Origin of the sequence: Bradyrhizobium shewense, from assembly GCF_900094605.1 — a bacterium.
Classification (GTDB): Bacteria; Pseudomonadota; Alphaproteobacteria; order Rhizobiales; family Xanthobacteraceae; genus Bradyrhizobium; species Bradyrhizobium shewense.
This window is the reverse complement of record NZ_FMAI01000001.1, coordinates 704,206-722,229: the sequence shown is the minus strand read 5'-3', so window position 1 is coordinate 722,229 and position 18,024 is coordinate 704,206. Positions and strand designations below refer to the sequence as shown.

15 protein-coding genes are annotated in these 18,024 nt (G+C 66.1%); 7 read left to right on the top strand and 8 right to left on the bottom strand.

The window, feature by feature from the left end:
* Positions 1-2 precede the first annotated feature (2 nt).
* Positions 3-3,119 (top strand): efflux RND transporter permease subunit, encoded by a 3,117-nt coding sequence (locus GA0061098_RS03115; RefSeq protein WP_091953302.1) that lies wholly within the window; start codon positions 3-5, stop codon positions 3,117-3,119.
* A 3-nt stretch (positions 3,120-3,122) separates the two neighbouring features.
* Here the strand turns inward: GA0061098_RS03115 and GA0061098_RS03110 are convergent, their stop codons facing one another.
* The 5 genes from GA0061098_RS03110 to GA0061098_RS03090 all read right to left on the bottom strand — a co-directional run bounded on the left by GA0061098_RS03110 (position 3,123) and on the right by GA0061098_RS03090 (position 7,953).
* Entirely contained in the window at positions 3,123-4,085 is a 963-nt protein-coding gene (locus GA0061098_RS03110) for an amidohydrolase family protein (protein ID WP_091953300.1), read from the bottom strand.
* A 51-nt stretch (positions 4,086-4,136) separates the two neighbouring features.
* On the bottom strand, positions 4,137-4,694 hold the full coding sequence (locus GA0061098_RS03105) for a P-loop NTPase family protein (protein WP_091953297.1): 558 nt from the start codon (positions 4,692-4,694) through the stop codon (positions 4,137-4,139).
* A gap of 24 nt (positions 4,695-4,718) precedes the next feature.
* Positions 4,719-6,116, bottom strand: coding sequence for a TolC family outer membrane protein (locus tag GA0061098_RS03100; protein ID WP_049801717.1), 1,398 nt, complete (start codon positions 6,114-6,116; stop codon positions 4,719-4,721).
* 221 nt (positions 6,117-6,337) lie between these two features.
* Positions 6,338-7,117, bottom strand: coding sequence for an enoyl-CoA hydratase (locus GA0061098_RS03095; RefSeq protein ID WP_028143187.1), 780 nt, complete (start codon positions 7,115-7,117; stop codon positions 6,338-6,340).
* A 134-nt stretch (positions 7,118-7,251) separates the two neighbouring features.
* Positions 7,252-7,953, bottom strand: a complete 702-nt coding sequence (locus GA0061098_RS03090) for a hypothetical protein (RefSeq protein ID WP_091953291.1) — start codon at positions 7,951-7,953, stop codon at positions 7,252-7,254.
* 291 nt (positions 7,954-8,244) lie between these two features.
* Here GA0061098_RS03090 and GA0061098_RS03085 point away from each other — a divergent pair, with 291 nt between their 5' ends.
* Together GA0061098_RS03085 and GA0061098_RS03080 are read left to right on the top strand one after the other, a co-directional pair.
* Positions 8,245-8,790: a sigma-70 family RNA polymerase sigma factor gene (locus tag GA0061098_RS03085; RefSeq protein WP_091953290.1), complete on the top strand. Its 546-nt coding sequence runs from the start codon at positions 8,245-8,247 to the stop codon at positions 8,788-8,790.
* A gap of 2 nt (positions 8,791-8,792) precedes the next feature.
* Positions 8,793-9,431 carry an NrsF family protein gene (locus tag GA0061098_RS03080; protein WP_091953289.1) on the top strand — a complete coding sequence of 213 codons (639 nt, stop codon included), beginning with the start codon at positions 8,793-8,795 and terminating at the stop codon, positions 9,429-9,431.
* Between the two features lie 13 nt (positions 9,432-9,444).
* Here the strand turns inward: GA0061098_RS03080 and GA0061098_RS03075 are convergent, their stop codons facing one another.
* Positions 9,445-10,548: a DUF2336 domain-containing protein gene (locus GA0061098_RS03075; RefSeq protein ID WP_091953288.1), complete on the bottom strand. Its 1,104-nt coding sequence runs from the start codon at positions 10,546-10,548 to the stop codon at positions 9,445-9,447.
* A gap of 64 nt (positions 10,549-10,612) precedes the next feature.
* The gene (locus tag GA0061098_RS03070; RefSeq protein WP_091953287.1) at positions 10,613-11,770 is read right to left on the bottom strand and encodes a GGDEF domain-containing protein; all 1,158 of its coding nucleotides are present in this window, start codon (positions 11,768-11,770) and stop codon (positions 10,613-10,615) included.
* Positions 11,771-12,208: 438 nt separating this feature from the next.
* On the opposite strand from GA0061098_RS03070, the gene GA0061098_RS03065 reads away from it, so the two are divergent.
* From GA0061098_RS03065 to GA0061098_RS03050, 4 genes are all read left to right on the top strand, one after another.
* On the top strand, positions 12,209-12,778 hold the full coding sequence (locus GA0061098_RS03065) for a sigma-70 family RNA polymerase sigma factor (protein ID WP_018315733.1): 570 nt from the start codon (positions 12,209-12,211) through the stop codon (positions 12,776-12,778).
* Positions 12,775-13,470 (top strand): hypothetical protein, encoded by a 696-nt coding sequence (locus tag GA0061098_RS03060; protein WP_091953286.1) that lies wholly within the window; start codon positions 12,775-12,777, stop codon positions 13,468-13,470. Before GA0061098_RS03065 ends, GA0061098_RS03060 begins: the two co-directional genes overlap by 4 nt.
* A 16-nt stretch (positions 13,471-13,486) precedes the next feature.
* Positions 13,487-15,202, top strand: coding sequence for a S8 family serine peptidase (locus tag GA0061098_RS03055; protein ID WP_091953285.1), 1,716 nt, complete (start codon positions 13,487-13,489; stop codon positions 15,200-15,202).
* Between the two features lie 524 nt (positions 15,203-15,726).
* Positions 15,727-16,488, top strand: a complete 762-nt coding sequence (locus tag GA0061098_RS03050; protein ID WP_165637150.1) for a TIGR03809 family protein — start codon at positions 15,727-15,729, stop codon at positions 16,486-16,488.
* Between the two features lie 126 nt (positions 16,489-16,614).
* Here the strand turns inward: GA0061098_RS03050 and GA0061098_RS03045 are convergent, their stop codons facing one another.
* Positions 16,615-17,985, bottom strand: coding sequence for a TIGR03808 family TAT-translocated repetitive protein (locus tag GA0061098_RS03045; protein WP_091953280.1), 1,371 nt, complete (start codon positions 17,983-17,985; stop codon positions 16,615-16,617).
* Between the last annotated feature and the right edge of the window lie 39 nt (positions 17,986-18,024).

Below are 18,024 nucleotides of genomic sequence, written 5' to 3'. Positions count from 1 at the left end.
GAATGGATCGTCTCGTCGCCCTTGCCGTCAACCGGCGCTTCCTGATGGTCGGGATGTTCGTCGCCGTTCTGATCGGCGGCGTCATCGCGTTCAACCAGCTCAACATCGAGGCCTATCCCGATCCGACCCCGCCGATGGTCGACATCGTGACGCAGAGCCCGGGACTGTCGGCGGAGGAGATCGAGCGCTACATCACGATCCCGATCGAGACCCAGGTCGCAGGCCTGAAGAACATCACGACCATCCGCACCATCTCGCTCTATGGTCTCTCCGACGTCAAAATCCAATTCTCCTTCGCCTATACTTACGAAGAGGCGTTGCAGCAGGTGCTGAACCGCCTGGCGCAGCTGGCGCCGCTGCCGGGCAACGTGCAGCCGCAGATATCGCCGCTCAGCCCGATCGGCGAGATCTTCCGCTACCGTCTCGTGGGTCCGCCGAACTACAGCGTGCTCGATCTCAAGACCATCCAGGACTGGATCCTGCAGCGCCGCTTCCGCGCCGTGCCGGGGGTCATCGACGTCACCGGGTGGGGCGGCAAGAGCAAGACCTATGAGCTCCAGGTCGACTTCAACAAGCTGGTCGCCAACGGTCTGACGCTGCCGCAATTGCTCCAGGCGGTCGGCAATTCCAACGTCAATGTCGGCGGCAACACCGTCAATATCGGCCAGCAATCGGCTGTGGTGCGCGGCGTCGGCCTGATCCGCTCGATCGACGATCTTGCCAATACCATGGTGGCGCAGACCGGCGGCAATCCGGTGCTGGTCAAGGATGTCGCCACCGTAACCGTGGGCCAGAAGCCGCGCCTCGGCATCGCCGGCCTCGACGAGTCCGACGACATCGTGCAGGGCATCGTCCTGATGCGCCGCGGCGAGCAGAGCTCGCCGACCATCAAGCGTGTCCACCAGCTCGTTCAAACCATCAACAACTCCAGCATCCTGCCGCCCGGCGTGCGCATCGAGCGCATCTACGACCGCGGGGACTTGATCGAGCTCACCACCCACACAGTCCTGCACAACATGGTGGTCGGCATTCTCTTGATCGTGCTGTTGCAGTGGATCTTCCTCGGCGATCTGCGCAGCGCGTTGATCGTCGGCGCCACCATTCCGTTCGCGCTGTTCTTCGCCGTCATCATCCTGGTGCTGCGGGGGGAATCGGCCAATTTGCTGTCGGTCGGCGCGATCGATTTCGGCCTGATCGTCGATGCCACCGTCATCATGGTGGAGGCGATCTTCCGCCGTCTGACCCAGACGACGCCGATGTCCGAGACCGAGCATATGTCCAATGAGACGCTGTTCGGCATGAAGAGCCACGCCATCCTCAGCGCGGCCGCCGACGTCTCGCGCTCGATCTTCTTCGCCGCAGCGATCATCATCGCGGCCTTCCTGCCGCTGTTCACGCTGTCCGGCGTCGAGGGCAACATCTTCGGGCCGATGGCCCGCACCTATGCCTATGCGCTGGCCGGCGGGCTCCTTGCGACCTTCACCGTCACGCCGGCGCTGTCCGCGATCATCCTGCCTGCGCATGTCGAGGAAACCGAGACCAGGGTGATGCGGATCCTGCACCGGTTGTACTCGCCGTTGCTGCGATGGGCGGTCGCCAACCGCAACATCGTGCTCGGCGGTGCGGTCGGCCTCGTGCTGATGACGGTGGCGCTCAGCCGGATGCTCGGCCTCGAATTCCTGCCGAAGCTGGAAGAGGGCAATCTCTGGATTCGCGCCACGCTGCCGCCGACCATCTCGCTCCAGGAAGGCAACAGCTACGTCAACGAGATGCGCAAGGTGATCCGCGCCCGGCCCGAGGTCGAGTCCGTCGTGTCTCAGCACGGCCGTCCCGACGACGGCACCGACGCCGCCGGCTTCTTCAACGCCGAGTTCTTCGCGCCGCTCAAGCCAATCAGCCAATGGCCCGGGACCCGCGACAAGGAAGAGCTGACCGCGCAACTGCTCAAGCAGCTCGACGATCGCTTCCCCGGCGTCGAGTTCAACTTCTCGCAATATCTCCAGGATAATGTCTCCGAGGCCGTCTCCGGCGTGAAGGGCGAGAACTCGATCAAGCTGTTCGGCAGCGACCTTCAGGCGCTCACCGACACCGCCAACAAGATCAAGTCGGTGCTGGCCACGGTGCAGGGCGTCACCGACCTTGCGGTGTTCACCTCGCTCGGGCAGCCGACCGTCCAGATCGACATCGACCGCGCCAAGGCCGCGCGCTACGGCCTTGCGCCGGGCGACATCAACGCCACGATCAAGGTTGCGATCGGCGGCGACACTGCGGGCGATCTCTACGAGTCCGGCTCCGATCGTCACTTCCCGATCATCATCCGCCTCGCTCCGGAATACCGCCGCAGTGCCGAGGCGATCCAGAATTTGCGCATCGGCGCACCCGGGCCGAACGGCACCGTCACGCAGATCCCCCTGAGCGAGGTCGCCACCATCAGCCTCGTCTCGGGCGCGGCCTACATCTATCGCGAGCAGCAGGAACGCTATCTGCCGATCAAGTTCTCGGTGCGCGAGCGCGACCTCGGCAGCGCCATCAGCGAGGCCCAGCAGAAGATCGCCGAACAGGTGCAGCTGCCGCCGGGGTCGCGCATGGAATGGGTCGGTGAGTTCGGCAATCTCCAGGATGCGATCCGGCGGCTGTCGATCGTGGTGCCGATCTCGCTGGCGCTGATCGGCGTGCTGCTCTGGTTCAATTTCGGCTCGATGACCGACACGCTGCTCGCGATGAGCGTGATCCCGATGGCGATCTTCGGCGGCGTGCTGGGCCTGTTGATTACCGGCACTGCATTCAGCGTCTCCGCAGCAATCGGGTTCATCGCGCTGTTCGGCATCGCCGTGATGGACGGCATCATCATCCTGTCGCAGTTCAACCAGCTCATCGAAGAGGGCATGGACCGCGCGAGCGCGGTGGTGCGCACCGGTGAGTTGCAGCTTCGGCCGGTGCTGATGACCTGCGTCGTCGCCGGCGTCGGGCTGCTGCCGGCGGCGCTGTCCGAGGGCATCGGCTCGCAGGTGCAGAAGCCGCTCGCGGTCGTCGTCGTCACCGGCATGATGCTGGCGCCGGTCGTGATCCTCGTGACCCTGCCGGTCCTGATCTCGTTCTTCTCGCGGCGCGCGCGCTGACCGTCAAAATCCGTAGAGTCGTGCCGGGTTGTCGACCAGGATCTTCTTGCGGACATCGGCATCCGGTGCCCACACCGGAAGCTGGTTGAGCAGGCGGCCGTCGTCGATCTGATAGAGCGGCGCGATGTCGGTCGGCTTGCGTCCCTCGACACGGCTCGAATCCGGATGCGGCCAATCGGTGCCCCAGACGACGAGGTCCGCATTTGCCGCGATCAGCGCCCGCGCATAGGGCACCATGTCCTGATAGTCGGGCGCGAGCTTCGACGAGCGATAGGCGCCGGAGATATTCACATAGGCCTTGCCGGACTTCACCAGCGCAGCGAGATCGGAGAAACCCGGCTGCTCCAGGCCGAGCGAAGCTTCCAGCCCGCCGAAATGGTCGAACACGACAGGTACCGGCGCCGTCTCGACGAGGTCCTTGATCGCCGAGATCATAGGAAGCGTGGTGTAGAGCTGCACGTGCCAGCCGCGCGCCTTCATGCGCTCGACGGCGGTGGTGAAGCGTGACCTGCCGACATTGGGGTCGTTGACGCCGCCGGTTGCGAGATTGAGGCGCATGCCGCGGAAACCGTCCGCCTGCATCGCATCGAGCTGTGCCTCGGTCGTCTTGTCGTCGATCACGGCGACGCCGCGCGCATTGGCGCCGCGTGCCTTCATGCCGAACAAGGTCGACGAATTGTCGGTGCCGTAGACGCTGGGGGTGACGATCACCACGCGCTCGATATGCAGCGCCTTGTGCAGTGCAGCCATTTCTTCGGGGCTTGCCGGCTCGGGCGTATAGACGCGCCCGGCGAAGAACGGAAACTTCTCGACGTCGCCATGAATGTGAGTGTGGCAGTCGCAGGCATGCGCGGGGACGTCGAAATTGACCGGCGTCGCAGGCTGCGCCGCGCGGGCGTGGGCTCTGTTGGTCATGGCTACTCCGGCGGCGAGGGAGGCAAGCAGGACGCTGCGTCGATTGAGCACGGTTTCTCTCCCTGGTTGTTTTATTTGGCAGTGTGCCGGGACGGTACCATATCAGCCGGATCGAAGCTGCGCTTCGTTGCATAGCTGCTCGACAATGTCCGCAAGCAGACGTGAGCCGTCCACGCGCACGACCGGGCAGGGCAGGCCCGCTAGCCATGCTTCATGCTTGGCGAGACTGCGACCTTCGCGATCCCCCGCTTCGTAATGAGAGGCCCATTCGACGAAGTCTTCGGTCTCGTCATGGCGCCAGCCGCCCGGCGCGACGGCGTTAGCGCCGAAATGGGCGGCCTCGCGGGCGCGCAATCGCTTCATCCGGATCTCGCGCGGCGCGGTCACGAAGACGACGAGATCGAAGTACGAAACGAGCTCCTCACCCCAGCCGGTGACGGATCCGCTCAGCACCCAATCGAGACGCGGCAGAAACATCTCGCGCATCAGGCGCAGGCGGTCGGCGACGGAGCGCGTCGTCTGATAGGGCGGCGCGGTCGGCAGCCAGAAATAGTCGTCGCTATCGTGATGCGGCAGCGCAAGCCGGCCGGCGAGCGCCCGGCCGAGCGTCGTCACGCCGGAGCCCGAAGCGCCCGTCAGATGGATGCGGCGGCTTTTCATGGGCACCGGCCCGATAGATTGAAACTACTGCCCCGACGGCGTGCGCAGCCCGTGCCAGGCGTCGCGGACCTGGTGGTAGTGAACCTCGGGCAGATAATCCGGCGTGTTCAGGCTGAGTGTCTTGACGTCGAGATGGCCGATGGCGCTGAGCAGCGTGTAGGAGGCGATGACGCGATCGCGGTTGGCGCCGATCAGGCGGGCCTTGGCCTGGATCAGATCGGCCTGCGAGTTCAAGACGTCGACCGTGGTGCGTTGTCCGCCGGCGGCCTCGCGCTGCACGCCCTGGAGCGCGACGGTCGCGGCCTTCACTTCGGATTCCGAGGCCGACACGGTGATCTTGGCGCCTTCATTGGCGACCCAGGCGCTCACTGCCGCCGTGCGTGCCTGGTTCCGGACCTGGTCGAGCACGAGCCGGCTCTGCGCCGTGATCTCCTTGGCCTGCCGGGTCTGCGCGGCGGCCTGGCCGCCGTCGTAGATCGGCGCGGTGACATTGGCGACGATCGAGGCCTGGTCCTCGGCGAAGGTGCCGAGCGTCGGGTCGTTGTTGCGGCTCTTGCTGGCGCTGCCCTGAATGGTGGCGCTCGGCAGCAATGAGCCTTCGGCGATGCGGATGTTGGTGGAGGCGACATCGACGTCGAAGCTGGCGGCCATCACCGCCGGGTGCTGGCGGATTGCCATCGTCATCGCGTCTTCGCGGCTCTTCGGCAGATAGCGATCGACGGCCTCGGCGGCCCGAAGCTGCGACGGCGCATTGCCGATCACTTGCGCATAGGTCGCCTGGCTGACGGCAAGCGCGACCTCGGCGGCGTTGAGATCGGCAAGGCCGCGGTTGAGGCGCGCTTCGGCCTGCGCGCTGTCGGTCGGCGTGACATCGCCGGCGTTGAGGCGGCGCTGGGTGACCGAGAGCGTCTCGCGCAGGAAGGCGACGTTGGAACGCTGCGCCTCGACCAGCGACTGGTTGGCGAGCACGTTGGTGTAGGCGGTGACCGCGTCGAGCAGCACGCCCTGGCCGACATTGCGCAGCGCCTCGCGGCCCGACTGCACCTGAAGCTCGGCGGCCCGCACGTTGTTGGCGGTGCGGAAGCCGTTGAACAGGGTCTGCGTCACGGTGACGCCGATGATCCATGGCTTCAAATTACCGGTCTGGATTGTGTTGTCGGGCAGCAGATTGCGCACCGATTGCAGGCCGGCGCTGAGGCTCGCCACGATCTGCGGCCGGTAACCGGCGAGGGCCTGCGGCACGTTCTCGTCCGTGGCGCGTTGTCGCGCACGTTCGGCATTGAGCTGTGGATTGGTCTGGTAGGCCTTGGCGAGCGCCTCCGGCAGGGCTTCGGCCCAGGCGGCGGAGGGCAGGGCGCAACAGAGCGCCAACGTGGTCCATGTCGCAAGCACAGGACCCACGCCCGATCGATGCCGCGTCATCACGCGACCAGCTCTGGCGGTACGCCCAATCATGTAATCCCGCTTAACCCCGGCTGTCCGCCCCCGCCGACGGTGGCCTCTTAACTGTTTAACCAGCCGAGGTCCCGCAGGCAAACTGCCGCGGGGGAAACCCCCATGAAATCCGTGCTTGTTGCAGCTTCGTCACAGGGTCTCACGGGAACGCGACCGAGCCTTACACCAGCCTGACCCGTTCCCTGACGTTACCGGTTCTTGTTCACCGGCTTGCGCTTCTCGATGAACGCCGCCATGCCCTCGGAGCGGTCCTCCAGCGCGAAGGTCGAGTGGAACAGGTTGCGCTCGACACTCATGCCCTCGGCGAGCGTGGTCTCGAAGGCGCGGTTCACGGCTTCCTTGGCCATCGCGGCCGCAGGGCGCGACATCGCGGCGATCTTCTCGGCCGCCGCCATCACTTCGTCCATCAGCTTGTCAGCGGGCACGATGCGGCTGACGAGGCCGCTTCGCTCGGCTTCCGCCGCATCCATCATGCGGCCGGTGAGGCACAGGTCCATCGCCTTGGACTTGCCGATCGCGCGTGTCAGGCGCTGGGTACCGCCGATGCCGGGAATGGTGCCGAGCGTGATCTCGGGCTGGCCGAACTTTGCTGTGTCGGCGGCGATGATGAAATCGCACATCATGGCCAGCTCGCAGCCGCCGCCGAGCGCATAGCCGGCAACCGCCGCAACCGTCGGCTTGCGGCAACGCGCGATGCGGTCGCCGCCGATCGCGGCGAAATCCTCGGAGAACATGTCGATGAAGCCCTTCGGCTGCATCTCCTTGATGTCGGCGCCGGCGGCAAAGGCCTTCTCGCTGCCGGTCACGACGATGCAGCCGATGGCGTCATCGGCCTCGAGATCGTCGACGGCAGCTGCGATCTCGCGGAAGACGCCGAAGGAAAGCGCGTTGAGCAGCTTCGGCCGGTTCAGCTTGATGATGCCGACCGCGCCTTTGCTTTCGACGATGATGTGTTCGAACGTGCTCATGCTCCACCCACGCTTTTGATTGAGCGGGCAATGTGCCCGCTGGCGCGGTGAGCTTCAAGGGGCTAACGGCCGCCGGAACACGCAGCAAGATGCGCGTTCCGGGGAGGTCTCTCAGGCCAGGATCGGGCCCGCAATCACGCCATGAACATGCGCGCGGCGGACGCCAGCGTCAGCAGCGTGCCGACGCCGATGAAGATCTTGCCGATCAGGGAGCTCTGGTCCCAGGCCGAGCTCTGCTGGGTGCTTGCCATCACCGGTGCCGGCCGGGGCTGGGCCTCGGTTGCGGCAATCACCGCCTTCTGCGCCGGCGGGCTATCCTGTTGCGCGGCGCGGTCGATGTCGTTGAGCTGATCGGGGGCGACGACCTGGCTCTCGGCGTTCGCAGCGTTGGTATTATCGGCCGCTGCCTGGACATTGGTGTTGGCGCGGTCCGTCATCGCCGAGGCCGCTGCCGCAGTCGGGATATCGGTGGTGGCGAGCTGCGCATTGGCGTTGGCGACCGCCGGCGGCATCTGGCTCGAGGCCGGGACGTTATGATCGGCCGTGTTGTCGGCCGCCTTGTTGTCAGACTTGGCCTCGTCGGCCTTGTTGTCGGCCTTGGCCGGAGCGGCGTTCTTGTCGGCCTTGTCGTCGGATTTCTGTGCTGTCTTGCCGCTGGTGGTGGTGCGGCGTGACTCATGGCGCCGGTGCTTGCTCGGCTTGGCCTCGTCGGTCTGCTTGCCCGCGCTGTCCGAATTGCTTGCGGCTGAGCTTGGGGCCGCCTGTGCAAGGCCTCCGAACAGCAACAATAGGCCGGCCAGAACGATCAGGGCCGCGCGCCCGCTGGCTTTCATCATGGTGATGATCTCCCCAATTCCGCCCGTCCCGGAAACGAACAGAGACCCCGGGGCGTGACGACAGCGGGGCAGAAAATGGGAATCTTCGGGCTACACTGGGCAAAACCGGGGCAGGCCGACCTCCGTGAAGCCAGCCTCCGGGTGCGGGACGCGCCGATCGGTGTTATGAGCCGTCGCAGACGTTTACGGCCGGATCGGTCGCGAGGTCCGAGGCATATCACGAATTCGTGATCTTGTCGGACCCGCGTAACAAATTGACCGGACGGCCGAATTGCATGGTGAGGGGCGCGCGTGCGCGGACGTGAGGACGAATGGACCGGCCTGATGCGGTCGGCCATGGCTGGCGATGATGCGGCCTATCATCGCCTGTTGAGGGCGGTCACGCCGGTGCTGCGCGCTGCCGCGAGACGAGGCCTGGCACGGGCAGGCCAGCCTCCCGACCAGGCAGAGGATATCGTGCAGGAGATTCTGTTGGCGGTGCATCTGAAGCGGCACACCTGGGACAGCGAAGCCCCCTTCGCGCCCTGGCTGTTTGCCATCGGCCGCAACAAGCTGATCGACGCGCTGCGCCGGCGCGGCAGGCGCGTCTTCGTCAATATCGACGATTTCGCCGAAACCCTGCCGGGCGAGGCGCCCGAGGAAACGGCGTCCGCGGGCGAGGTCGCAGCCCAGCTCAACACCCTGCCGCAGCGCCAGCGCGACGTGCTGCAGTCGATCGCGGTCGAGAGCGCCTCGATCAAGGATACGGCGGCGAAGTTTTCGATGAGCGAGGGCGCCGTGCGGGTCGCGCTGCATCGCGGACTTGCGGCGCTGACGACCAAACTGCGGGGCCAGTAGTCATGGACACCGATCAACTCATCCGCTCGCTCGCAGCCGACAACGCCCATCGCGCGCCGCGCGTCGGCGCCGTGCTGACCATGGCGCTCCTGGTGGCCGCGCCCTTGTCGATCCTGATCTTCGCGACGTTCCTCGGCGTGCGTCACGACGTGATGAGCGCGATGGGCAACCCGTTCTTCGACATGAAATTCGCGGTGACGCTGTCGCTCGCGATTCCCGCCATCATCGTCAGCCTGCATCTGTCGCGTCCCGAAGCCCTGCTGCGCGGCTGGGGCTGGCTGCTGCTGCTTCCCGTCGGGCTGCTCGCGGTCGCGATCGGCAGTGAGGCGATGATGGCGCCGGCCATGCCGATGACGATGCGCTTGATGGGCAAGAACTCCCGGGTGTGCCTGGTCGCAATTCCGGCGATGTCGCTGCCACTGCTTGCGGGGGCGCTGTTCGGCCTGCGCCATGGCGCGCCGTCGCGCCCGGCGCTTGCCGGAGCGCTCGCCGGCCTGGTGTCGGCCGGCCTTGCCGCGACGCTCTACGCCTCGCACTGCACCGACGATTCGCCGCTGTTCGTCGCGACCTGGTACACGCTCGCGACCGCGCTGGTGACGGCAATCGGCGCGGCGGTCGGGGCGAGGGTCCTGAGATACTGACCGCGCCGGCGCCTCACGCCGCCGGCGTCGGGCCCAGCTGCATACGGTGGAAGCGCAGCACCTGCTGCGCGGTCGAGCTGCGCAACGCCTCGTAAACGTCGCGCAGCGTCAGCATGTCGGTCTGCGAGCCGCCGGAGAGCTTCTCGCGCATCGCGATGATGGCGCGCACGCTTGGCCAGGACATGCCGGCGACCTTGGCGAGGATCATCACGCCCTCGGTGCGGCTTTCGATCATCATCGTCTCGGCGGTCTCGACCGCGACGCCGGCGAGCGCCGCGAGCCCCGCATTGGTTTCGTCGAACTTGCCCTGCTCGGCGAAACTGGTGACCTGGAATTCGTTGAGACGGCCGTCCTCGTGCAGCGACTTCACCAGCGCGCGCGCCATCTCGGTCTGCCTCGTCATGGCGGCAGCGCGGACCCTCTGGGCCACTTCCTGCACCACGCTCGACACCTCGTCCACGAGCTCCGGATGCGCGGCCTCGAGCTTCCTGCGCACGCTCAAGGACGCTTTCGCGACCAGCTTCAAATAGTGATGGCGCGGCAGGTCCGGCCGCTGGCCGATGCAGGTGGCGAGGTCGTCGTCGCGTTCGGACCGGGTGACGAGATCGGTGAGGCTTCCCTCGGAGAGCCGCGCGCCCGGATTGCCGACGGTCGACTGCACCACGTCCTCGTTGCCGCGCTTCACCAGCACGTCTGTCAGCGCTTCCGACAGCACGCGCCGCAGCGAGATCGCCTTGAGATGCGCTTGGCCCCTCGTGCGCGCGATCTCGATCAGGGTCGTCTCGTCCAGCCGTTCCGATTTCGACAGCACGGGGCCGGAGACCTCGATGACCTCGTCGAGCGCGAGCGTGCGGATGATTTTCGGCGGCGCGGCCGCGATCGGTGCGAGGCGGTCGGCGAGCAGCGCCTTGGCCGACGTCTCGATCTGCTCGATCAGGCACTGGAACACGTCGTCGAACACGCGGATGTGGTCGTCGGAATAATCCACCGCGTTGCCGACGAACAGATCGGTGACACGTCGCAGCGTCTCGACCCGGCGCGCGACCGTGCCGTGCGAGAGTGCAGCCTGCAGTTCCTCGAGTAAATTCTCGGATGTTTTTGCGGATCTGGATCTCATGGCCCTGTCCTAGGAGCGCTCGGTCCGGCGGCGGCTTCTGTCGCAGCGGGAAAAAATGGATTGGTCAGCTCGTTGCAATGCGGTTGCGCCCTTGCGCCTTGGCGGAATAGAGCGCGCGATCGGCGCGCGCGAGAAACGTGTCGGCAGTATCGACGTCGCGCAGCGTCACCACGCCCGCGGAAATGGTCACGCGCAAATTCAGGGAGAATGCGCTCCAGTCGAGATCGGCGACGATGCTGCGCAAGCGCTCGAGCATGCGCTGTGCGGCGTCGCCCGACGTGTCCGGCAGCAGCAGCAGGAATTCCTCGCCGCCATAGCGGCCGAAGCAGTCGGCCGGGCGGATGTTGGCGAACATGGTGATCGCGAAAGTGCGCAGCACCTCGTCGCCGACGGGATGGCCGTGGGCGTCGTTGATGCGCTTGAACCAGTCGAGATCGATCAGCGCGATCGCGCAAGGCATCGACGTCTGCCGCGACTTTTCGATCTCGGCATCGAGAAGCCGCATGATGCAGCGGCGGTTGTAGGAGCCGGTGAGTTCGTCGAGCTCGGCCAGCTCCTCGATGCGCTGATAGGCGGCCTTCAGCTCGATACTGCGCCGATACAGGATCTTGCGCAGGGTGGCGCCGAACAGGCCGAGAAAGGCGCACTGGCCGATCACCAGCACGAAGCAGAGCATCGAGGCGGTTCGCTCCAGGCGGGTCGTGACCGGCAGTCCGATCGGCAGGTCCGAGCCCAGGAAGACCAGGGCGAGCCCGCAAGTGGCAAGGCCCCAGGTCACCATCGCCTGGCTCGAGGTCATCCGCAGCGTGCCAAACGCGAAGATCAGGAACAGTACGGCGAGGAACGCGACCCCGACCGTCGGCACTGCGAGCAGGAACAGCAGCTGCAGCGCCATATGCGCCGAGATCTGGAAGACGGTGAGGTAATGATCCTCGAACCGGTCGCCGAAGCCGGCTTCCGAGAGCACGGTGAACGTACCGATGATCAGGAGGCCGCCGAGCCAGAACAGCGATGGAACGGCCATGGAGACCGCGCCGCCATAGGCGTAGAGCAGCAGGACCGAGGCGCCCAGCGAATAGCTCGCCACTTGGCCGATATACATCTGGCGGCGCTGCCGGGCTCGACGCGCCAGCACTTCGGAAGCCGCCGCCTCGGGCGTGAGCACGAGATCCGCGACCTCAGCGGCATTCCTCTCGGGAAAGGACGTCGCGGCCGTACTCATGGTCCCGCCAATGGTGATGTCAGCGTAAAAATCTACGTGGCAAGCCTTTAGGTTTGGTATCCTTGGAAACCGAATCCGAACCGTGCAGCGCGGAACAAGGTGGCAGGCCGGCGGGAGAAATTTTGCCGGCGATCAGGCCTCCGTTTGCGATGCGATCGAGCCTAAGCCGGGCTTGGCGAGACATATGTCGTGCAGGGCTGCTATGGAACCGAACGAGGCCGGGCCGCCTGTGCCGGACAGGCATTCCGCAGGGAAGTATCGCAGTATTATGTTACCGATCTGGATGAAGGCGGCCGACGGCCGCGGGTGGGACAGGAAAAATGCGCGTATGTGGGGTAGGTCACATAGGCCTCCGTATGACCGCGGTAGACTGAAGAATTTTGCCCCCCCTATCGAACCGTCCGCCGCGCCGACCCGACCAACTTTGCGAGACGGGCATTGAGCGTGACACAGGCGGCTTCGGACGAGGTCCTGATCGCCAGGATCGCCCAAGGTGACCGGCTCGCCATGCAGGTGCTGTACGGGCGGCACCATGTCAGGGTCTACAGGTTCGGGCTCAGGCTCGTGCGGGACGAGCAGGCGGCGGAAGACCTCATCAGCGAGGTGTTTCTCGACGTCTGGCGTCAAGCCGGCAAGTTCGAGGGCCGATCCGCCGTTTCTACCTGGCTGCTGGCAATCACCCGTTTCAAGGCCCTGTCTGCGCTCCGGCGCAGGAAGGATTTCGAACTGGACGAAGACGCCGCCAACGCGATCGAGGATACGTCCGACAATCCGGAAACGGTGGTGCAGAAAAAGGATACCAGTGAAGCGTTGCGGGAGTGTCTGACGGGCCTCTCGCCGGACCATCGGGAAATCGTCGATCTCGTCTACTACCACGAGAAATCCGTGGAAGAGGTGGCCGAAATCGTCGGGATACCGGAGAACACTGTGAAGACGCGCTTGTTTTATGCGCGCAAGAAACTGGCCGAACTGCTGAAGGCAGCCGGCGTTGAGCGAGGCTGGCCATGATGGCTTTGAGCAAGAAGATGCTGGAGCAAGAGCCCAGTGAAATTGAACTGCTGCTGCCGTGGCACGCGGCCGGCACGCTGAACGCGCGCGATGCGCGGCGGGTCGAGGAAGCGCTGGCGCGCGATCCCGAGCTTGCCAGGCAATATGCGGCTATCCGCGGCGAGTACGAAGAGACCATCCATCTGAACGAGAGCTTGGGCGCTCCGTCGGCGCGCGCGCTGCAGAAGCTGTTCGCGGCGATCGACGCCGAGCCGGCGCGGGCGAGCGGCTCGCTGCCGCTGTCGGCGCGCATCTCGACCTTCTTCGCGAGCCTGTCGCCGCGCACGCTGGCGTGGTCGGCGAGCCTCGGCGCCATCGCGCTGATGCTGCAAGCCGGAATCATCGGCGCCGTGCTGATGAAGAACCAGCCCGCGACCTTCCAGACCGCTTCGCTCTCGACCAGCGGTCCGATCACACGCGAACTCGGTACGACTGTTCCGCCGGCGCGCGCGTTGGTGCGCTTCACGCCCGAGGCCCGCGTCGCCGACATCACCGCGCTGCTCGACAGCTACCAGGCCTCGATCATCGGCGATGCCAAGGGCGGCATGTTCCGCCTCCAGTTCGACAAGGCGATGAGCCAGGACGAGCTCGCCTCGCTGCTGGGCAAGATGCAGCGCGAGAAGTTCGTCAACCTCGCCGTCGCGGCGCCTTAAGCGCGCCGCTGATCCGATGACAGGCAAGTCCGAGAGCAGGGTGCGCGCCGGGGCCTACGCTTCATCGGTCGGCGCGGCGCTTTTGATCGCCGCCTGTCTCGGCGTCGAGGTTGCGCAGGCGCAGGCGATCATGCGCACGCCGACGATCAGCGTGCCCACGCGAACGCCGACCATCTCTCCGAGCATCGCCCCGCGCATCGGTCCGACCATCTCGGCCAGGGCGGTGTCCGTCGACCGCGGCCCGCGGACGATGGCGACCATTCCCCACACCACGACGTCGCGCCTGCGGCCGACGACGACGGTGCTGCCCTATGCGCGCTACTCGCCGAACCTGTATCCGGCCTGTACCGCGCCCTATCGCGATGCCGACGGCGAATGCCTGGCGCAGCCGAATGCCGGCGGCGGTGGCTCAGGCAAACCCGCCAAGAAGAGCGCCGGCAAGGGCCGTGGCAACGCCACGCCGGCCGCCGCCAATCTTCGCAGCTTCGCCAACGAATTCGTGGCCGAGATCGACGGCACATTGTCGCCCGGTGATGCTGACGCGTTGGCCCGCCGGCACGGCTTGACGCGGATCTCGTCGGAGAGCTTCCCCCTGATCGGGGCTACGTTCGGTCTGTTCCGCATCACAGATGGCCGGCCGTACGAGACGGTGCGGCGCGAATTCGCGGCCGACGGCAGCGTGCGCTCGGTCCAGGCGAACTTCCGCTATATGCTGCAAGACCAGAAATCGACGCCCCCCAGCGAGGGCGACCCTGCGCAATATGCACTGACAAAGCTCCGCCTGCCGCAGGCGCATACGCTGGCGCACGGCGCCAACGTCACGGTTGCCGTGATCGACTCCGGCATCGACACCAAGCATCCCGAGCTCGCCAATTCCGTCGCCGACAATTTCGATGCGCTCGGCAGCGCGGAGGGGCCGCACGTCCACGGCACCGGCATCGCCGGCGCCATCGTGGCGCATGACCGGCTGATGGGTAGCGCGCCCCAGGCGCGCATCATCGCGATCCGTGCCTTCGGTGGCAGCAATGGCGGCGCCGAGAGCTCGTCCTACATCATCCTGCGGTCGCTGAATTACGCCGCCGAGCACGGCGCGCAGATCGTCAATATGAGCTTTGCCGGTCCGAAGGACGCGGTGATCGAGCGCGCCATCGCGGCGACCGCCGCGCGCGGCCTCGTGCTGATCGCCGCCGCCGGCAATGCCGGCGCAAAATCGCCGCCGCTCTATCCGGCCGCCAATCCTAACGTGATCGCCGTCAGCGCGACCGATCAGCAGGACAGGCTGTTTACCGCATCCAACCGCGGCAATTACATCGCCGTCTCAGCGCCCGGGGTCGACATCTTCCTGCCGGCGCCGGACGGCAAGTACCAGATGACGTCGGGAACCTCGTTCTCGGCTGCCTATGTCTCCGGCGTCGCGGCGTTGCTGCTCGAGCGCAATTACACCTTGAAGCCGGAAGCGCTGCGCATGACGCTGGCGAAGACCGCGCGCGACCTCGGCTCCCCCGGACGTGACGAGCTTTTCGGCGACGGCCAGACCGATGCGTTTGCCGCGGTCATGGCTGTTCCCGCCGATGGCGCGACGCCGGTTGCGGCTGCGTCCGGTACAACAAAACGTGAAGATGCCGGGAAGCGTCGCGATGAGCCTGGCACCCGCGCGATCGAACAACCCTCGCTGTCGAGTGCGGACGAGAAACCCACGGTTTCTCAGGCGGATAGGCCGGCGACACGATAGCGGCTGCGACAAAGATGCGTGCGGGCCGAAGGCCAAAAAAGCGAACCCCGCATTGAACGTTCAGCCAGCTGCCACGACCAAATTATGTGGGAGCGGTCATCCCTCCCCATCAGTCATATCAGGCGCGAGCGCCCATCCACCCCAAGCGCCCATATGGCTTGACCCGTCCGGTTGTCCCCCCGGACGGGTCTTTTCTTTTGGGCATCCGATTCTTCGAAGCCTCGCGTTCGTTCAGCTTGCGGTTGATCGGACGCCGCTGTGTTCGAGTCGGCTGTTCGCTCAGCGCGTCGCACCTCCGCTATGCTTGTGCGAGGCTTGACTCGAAAACACAGCAAATCTCCGCACGACTACGGTGATTGACGACGACTGCCGTGTCGTTGCTGGACAAGTCAAAACTTTTCCACAAAATATTCATGTCGCGTCTAAATTGATTCGTGTGCGTTGCGTCCCCCGCGCCGTGTTTTCCCCTGACGGGCTGGTTCATGACACATCGCCAAGAGTCTGATTACGCGTCTGCGCGTGCCGTGGTCGCTGGCCGCGACGTCGCGGCGCGCTGGTGCGCCCTCGCCGAGCAGCGGCTGCAACATCTCTCCGAAATGTTCGAGACCGGACGCTGGCGCCGTTATCACTCCGAGATGGCATTCCTCGAAAACATCCAGGAAGCCAAGCGCGCGGTCCAGACCTGGCGCGCGCTTGCCACCGGTGCTGATGTCGCCGAGGCCGCTGCAAGCGTGACGCCGGCATTCGGCTGGTCGCCGGCGACCATGCCCCGTGTGTTTCCGCGCGAGCAGCAGGCGCAGATCGTGCAGCCCAAGACCCTGCAGCCCAAGACCCTGCAGCCAAAGGCCGTCCACATCGCCCCCGAGACCGCCGTGCCGGTCAGGCTCGATCCGAAGCCGGACGTTCTCGCCGAGATCACCGAAGCCCCGATCGCGCCGCTCGCCGCGCCCGCAGCCTCCATTGCGATGGCGTCGTTTATCGCGCCGGCCGAGATGCCGCCGCTAAAGGCTCCTGCGGCGAGGGCGCCGCTGGCCGCACCCGCCGTGAGGTCACCGCTCGCCGTGCCCGCCGCAACGGCCCCATTCACCGCGCCTGAAGTGAGGCCGCCGCTGGCTGCGTCTGCCGCGAAGCCGCCAAAGACCGCGCCTGCCGCGATGGCATCGCTCCTGCCGCAGTTCGCCCCGCCGGCCGAGGAAATCGTCGCAGCCCCCGAGCGCGTCGTCGAATTCACCTTCAGCCTCGACGGCCTGGAAGCGAAATACCCGCTGCTCAGGAACGCATTCTAGCGCTCCGGAGCGTGGGCAAGAGGGCAACCGCACCTCCCGCCCCGTCATTCTGAGGCGCGAGGCATGGGACGCAGCGCGTCCCATGGGGAGCCTCGAAGGATGGGCGGCCCGGCTGCAAGCCGATGCCTACCTTCGCACCGCGTTCCCGCCGAGCACCACCTGTGCGAACCGTTGCGCGCCGTCGGCTGACAGGTCCGACGTCACCGCACGCGCATGGTCCAGCCCGACCACGGCGCCGCGCGGGGTCTCGGAGATCATGTTGTTGTTGACCAGCGCCAAGCCGGCGCCCGGCACGACGGAGACGCCGATCCCGGCCAGGGCCTTGCGGATCACGTTGCCCGTGATGGCGACGTCGCGCAGATATTTGCCCCAGCCGGCGACGATGCCGTAGGACGGCGCGTTCTCGATCACGTTTCCGGTCACCGAGGTGTCGGCCTCGATGTAGATGCCGACGCCGGCATCGTCGTCGGGCGCGGTGCCGATGGGGCGCTTCGGAATCAGGTTGCGGACGATGTTGCCCTGGACCACCGCGATGCGGCCGCCTTCGTTGAAATTGCAGACGGAGACGCCGACGGCCGCGCCGTCCACTGTATTGTTGGCGATCACCGCGGCCTCGAACGCGAACTCCGAATAGAGCGCGACCTCGCGCACGTCGCTGACGCTGTTGCCCGTGATGTGGATGTTCGAGGCGGAGTTACCACGCACTGCGGAGTAATCGCAGTTCCTAATGCGGTTGCCGCGCACGATTACGTTGCCGGCGCGGAAGGCATTGATGGCGTTGCCGTACTGGCCGGAGCCGCCGGGGCCGGCCTTGATGTTCTCGATGCGGTTATCGGCGACCAGCGTGCCGTCGTCGCCGATCGCCGTGCGCAGGATCTCGATGCCGTTGTCGTTGGTGCCGATGATGGTGTTGCGGGAGACGCTGAGACCCCTGGCATCGAACGAGACCACCGCGGTGACCGCGATGTCAGTGAAGGTGTTGCCGGAAATGTCGCCGGACACCTGCTCGAGCCAGATGCCGCTGCCGCCTGAGTTCTTGATATCGCAATCAGTGATGCGCGCATCGCGCCCGCCGAGGACATGGATCAGTCCGCGCCGTGCCGGCAGCGGGATGTTGCCGCCGTCGAAGGTGATGCCGGTGAGGCCGATGGAGTCCGAGCCGTCGCTCTGGATCGCCGAGGCGCCGCCAGTGAAGATCAGCTTCGTTGCCCCACGCACGCCGATCAATTGTGCGCCGTTCGGCAGCCGCAACAGCCCGCTGCGATAGACGCCGGGCGGTAGCGCCAGCGGCAGCCGTGCGCGTGCAGCCTCGTCGATCGCGCGCTGCAGCGCGCGGGTCTGATCTTCGCTGCTGCCGGGCCGCACGCCGTATTGCGTGGCATCCCGGCCGAGCAGGGATGTCAGCGGCGCCGCGCGCGCGGCGTCGGCCGGCATGGCGAGGGCGCCCGCGATGCCCGCGGTCGAAGCTCCGATGAGATGGCGGCGATTGAGGTCCATGACGCGTCCTCCGGCGGAGGCGGGAGGGCATCCGCGCCG

Coding starts and splice junctions, on each gene's coding strand:
- GA0061098_RS03115 (WP_091953302.1), top strand. CDS start 3: ATGGATCGTCTCGTCGCCCTTGCCGTCAACCGGCGCTTCCTGATGGTC.
- GA0061098_RS03105 (WP_091953297.1), bottom strand. CDS start 4,694: ATGAAAAGCCGCCGCATCCATCTGACGGGCGCTTCGGGCTCCGGCGTG.
- GA0061098_RS03100 (WP_049801717.1), bottom strand. CDS start 6,116: ATGACGCGGCATCGATCGGGCGTGGGTCCTGTGCTTGCGACATGGACC.
- GA0061098_RS03095 (WP_028143187.1), bottom strand. CDS start 7,117: ATGAGCACGTTCGAACACATCATCGTCGAAAGCAAAGGCGCGGTCGGC.
- GA0061098_RS03090 (WP_091953291.1), bottom strand. CDS start 7,953: ATGATGAAAGCCAGCGGGCGCGCGGCCCTGATCGTTCTGGCCGGCCTA.
- GA0061098_RS03080 (WP_091953289.1), top strand. CDS start 8,793: ATGGACACCGATCAACTCATCCGCTCGCTCGCAGCCGACAACGCCCAT.
- GA0061098_RS03075 (WP_091953288.1), bottom strand. CDS start 10,548: ATGAGATCCAGATCCGCAAAAACATCCGAGAATTTACTCGAGGAACTG.
- GA0061098_RS03070 (WP_091953287.1), bottom strand. CDS start 11,770: ATGAGTACGGCCGCGACGTCCTTTCCCGAGAGGAATGCCGCTGAGGTC.
- GA0061098_RS03060 (WP_091953286.1), top strand. CDS start 12,775: ATGATGGCTTTGAGCAAGAAGATGCTGGAGCAAGAGCCCAGTGAAATT.
- GA0061098_RS03055 (WP_091953285.1), top strand. CDS start 13,487: ATGACAGGCAAGTCCGAGAGCAGGGTGCGCGCCGGGGCCTACGCTTCA.
- GA0061098_RS03045 (WP_091953280.1), bottom strand. CDS start 17,985: ATGGACCTCAATCGCCGCCATCTCATCGGAGCTTCGACCGCGGGCATC.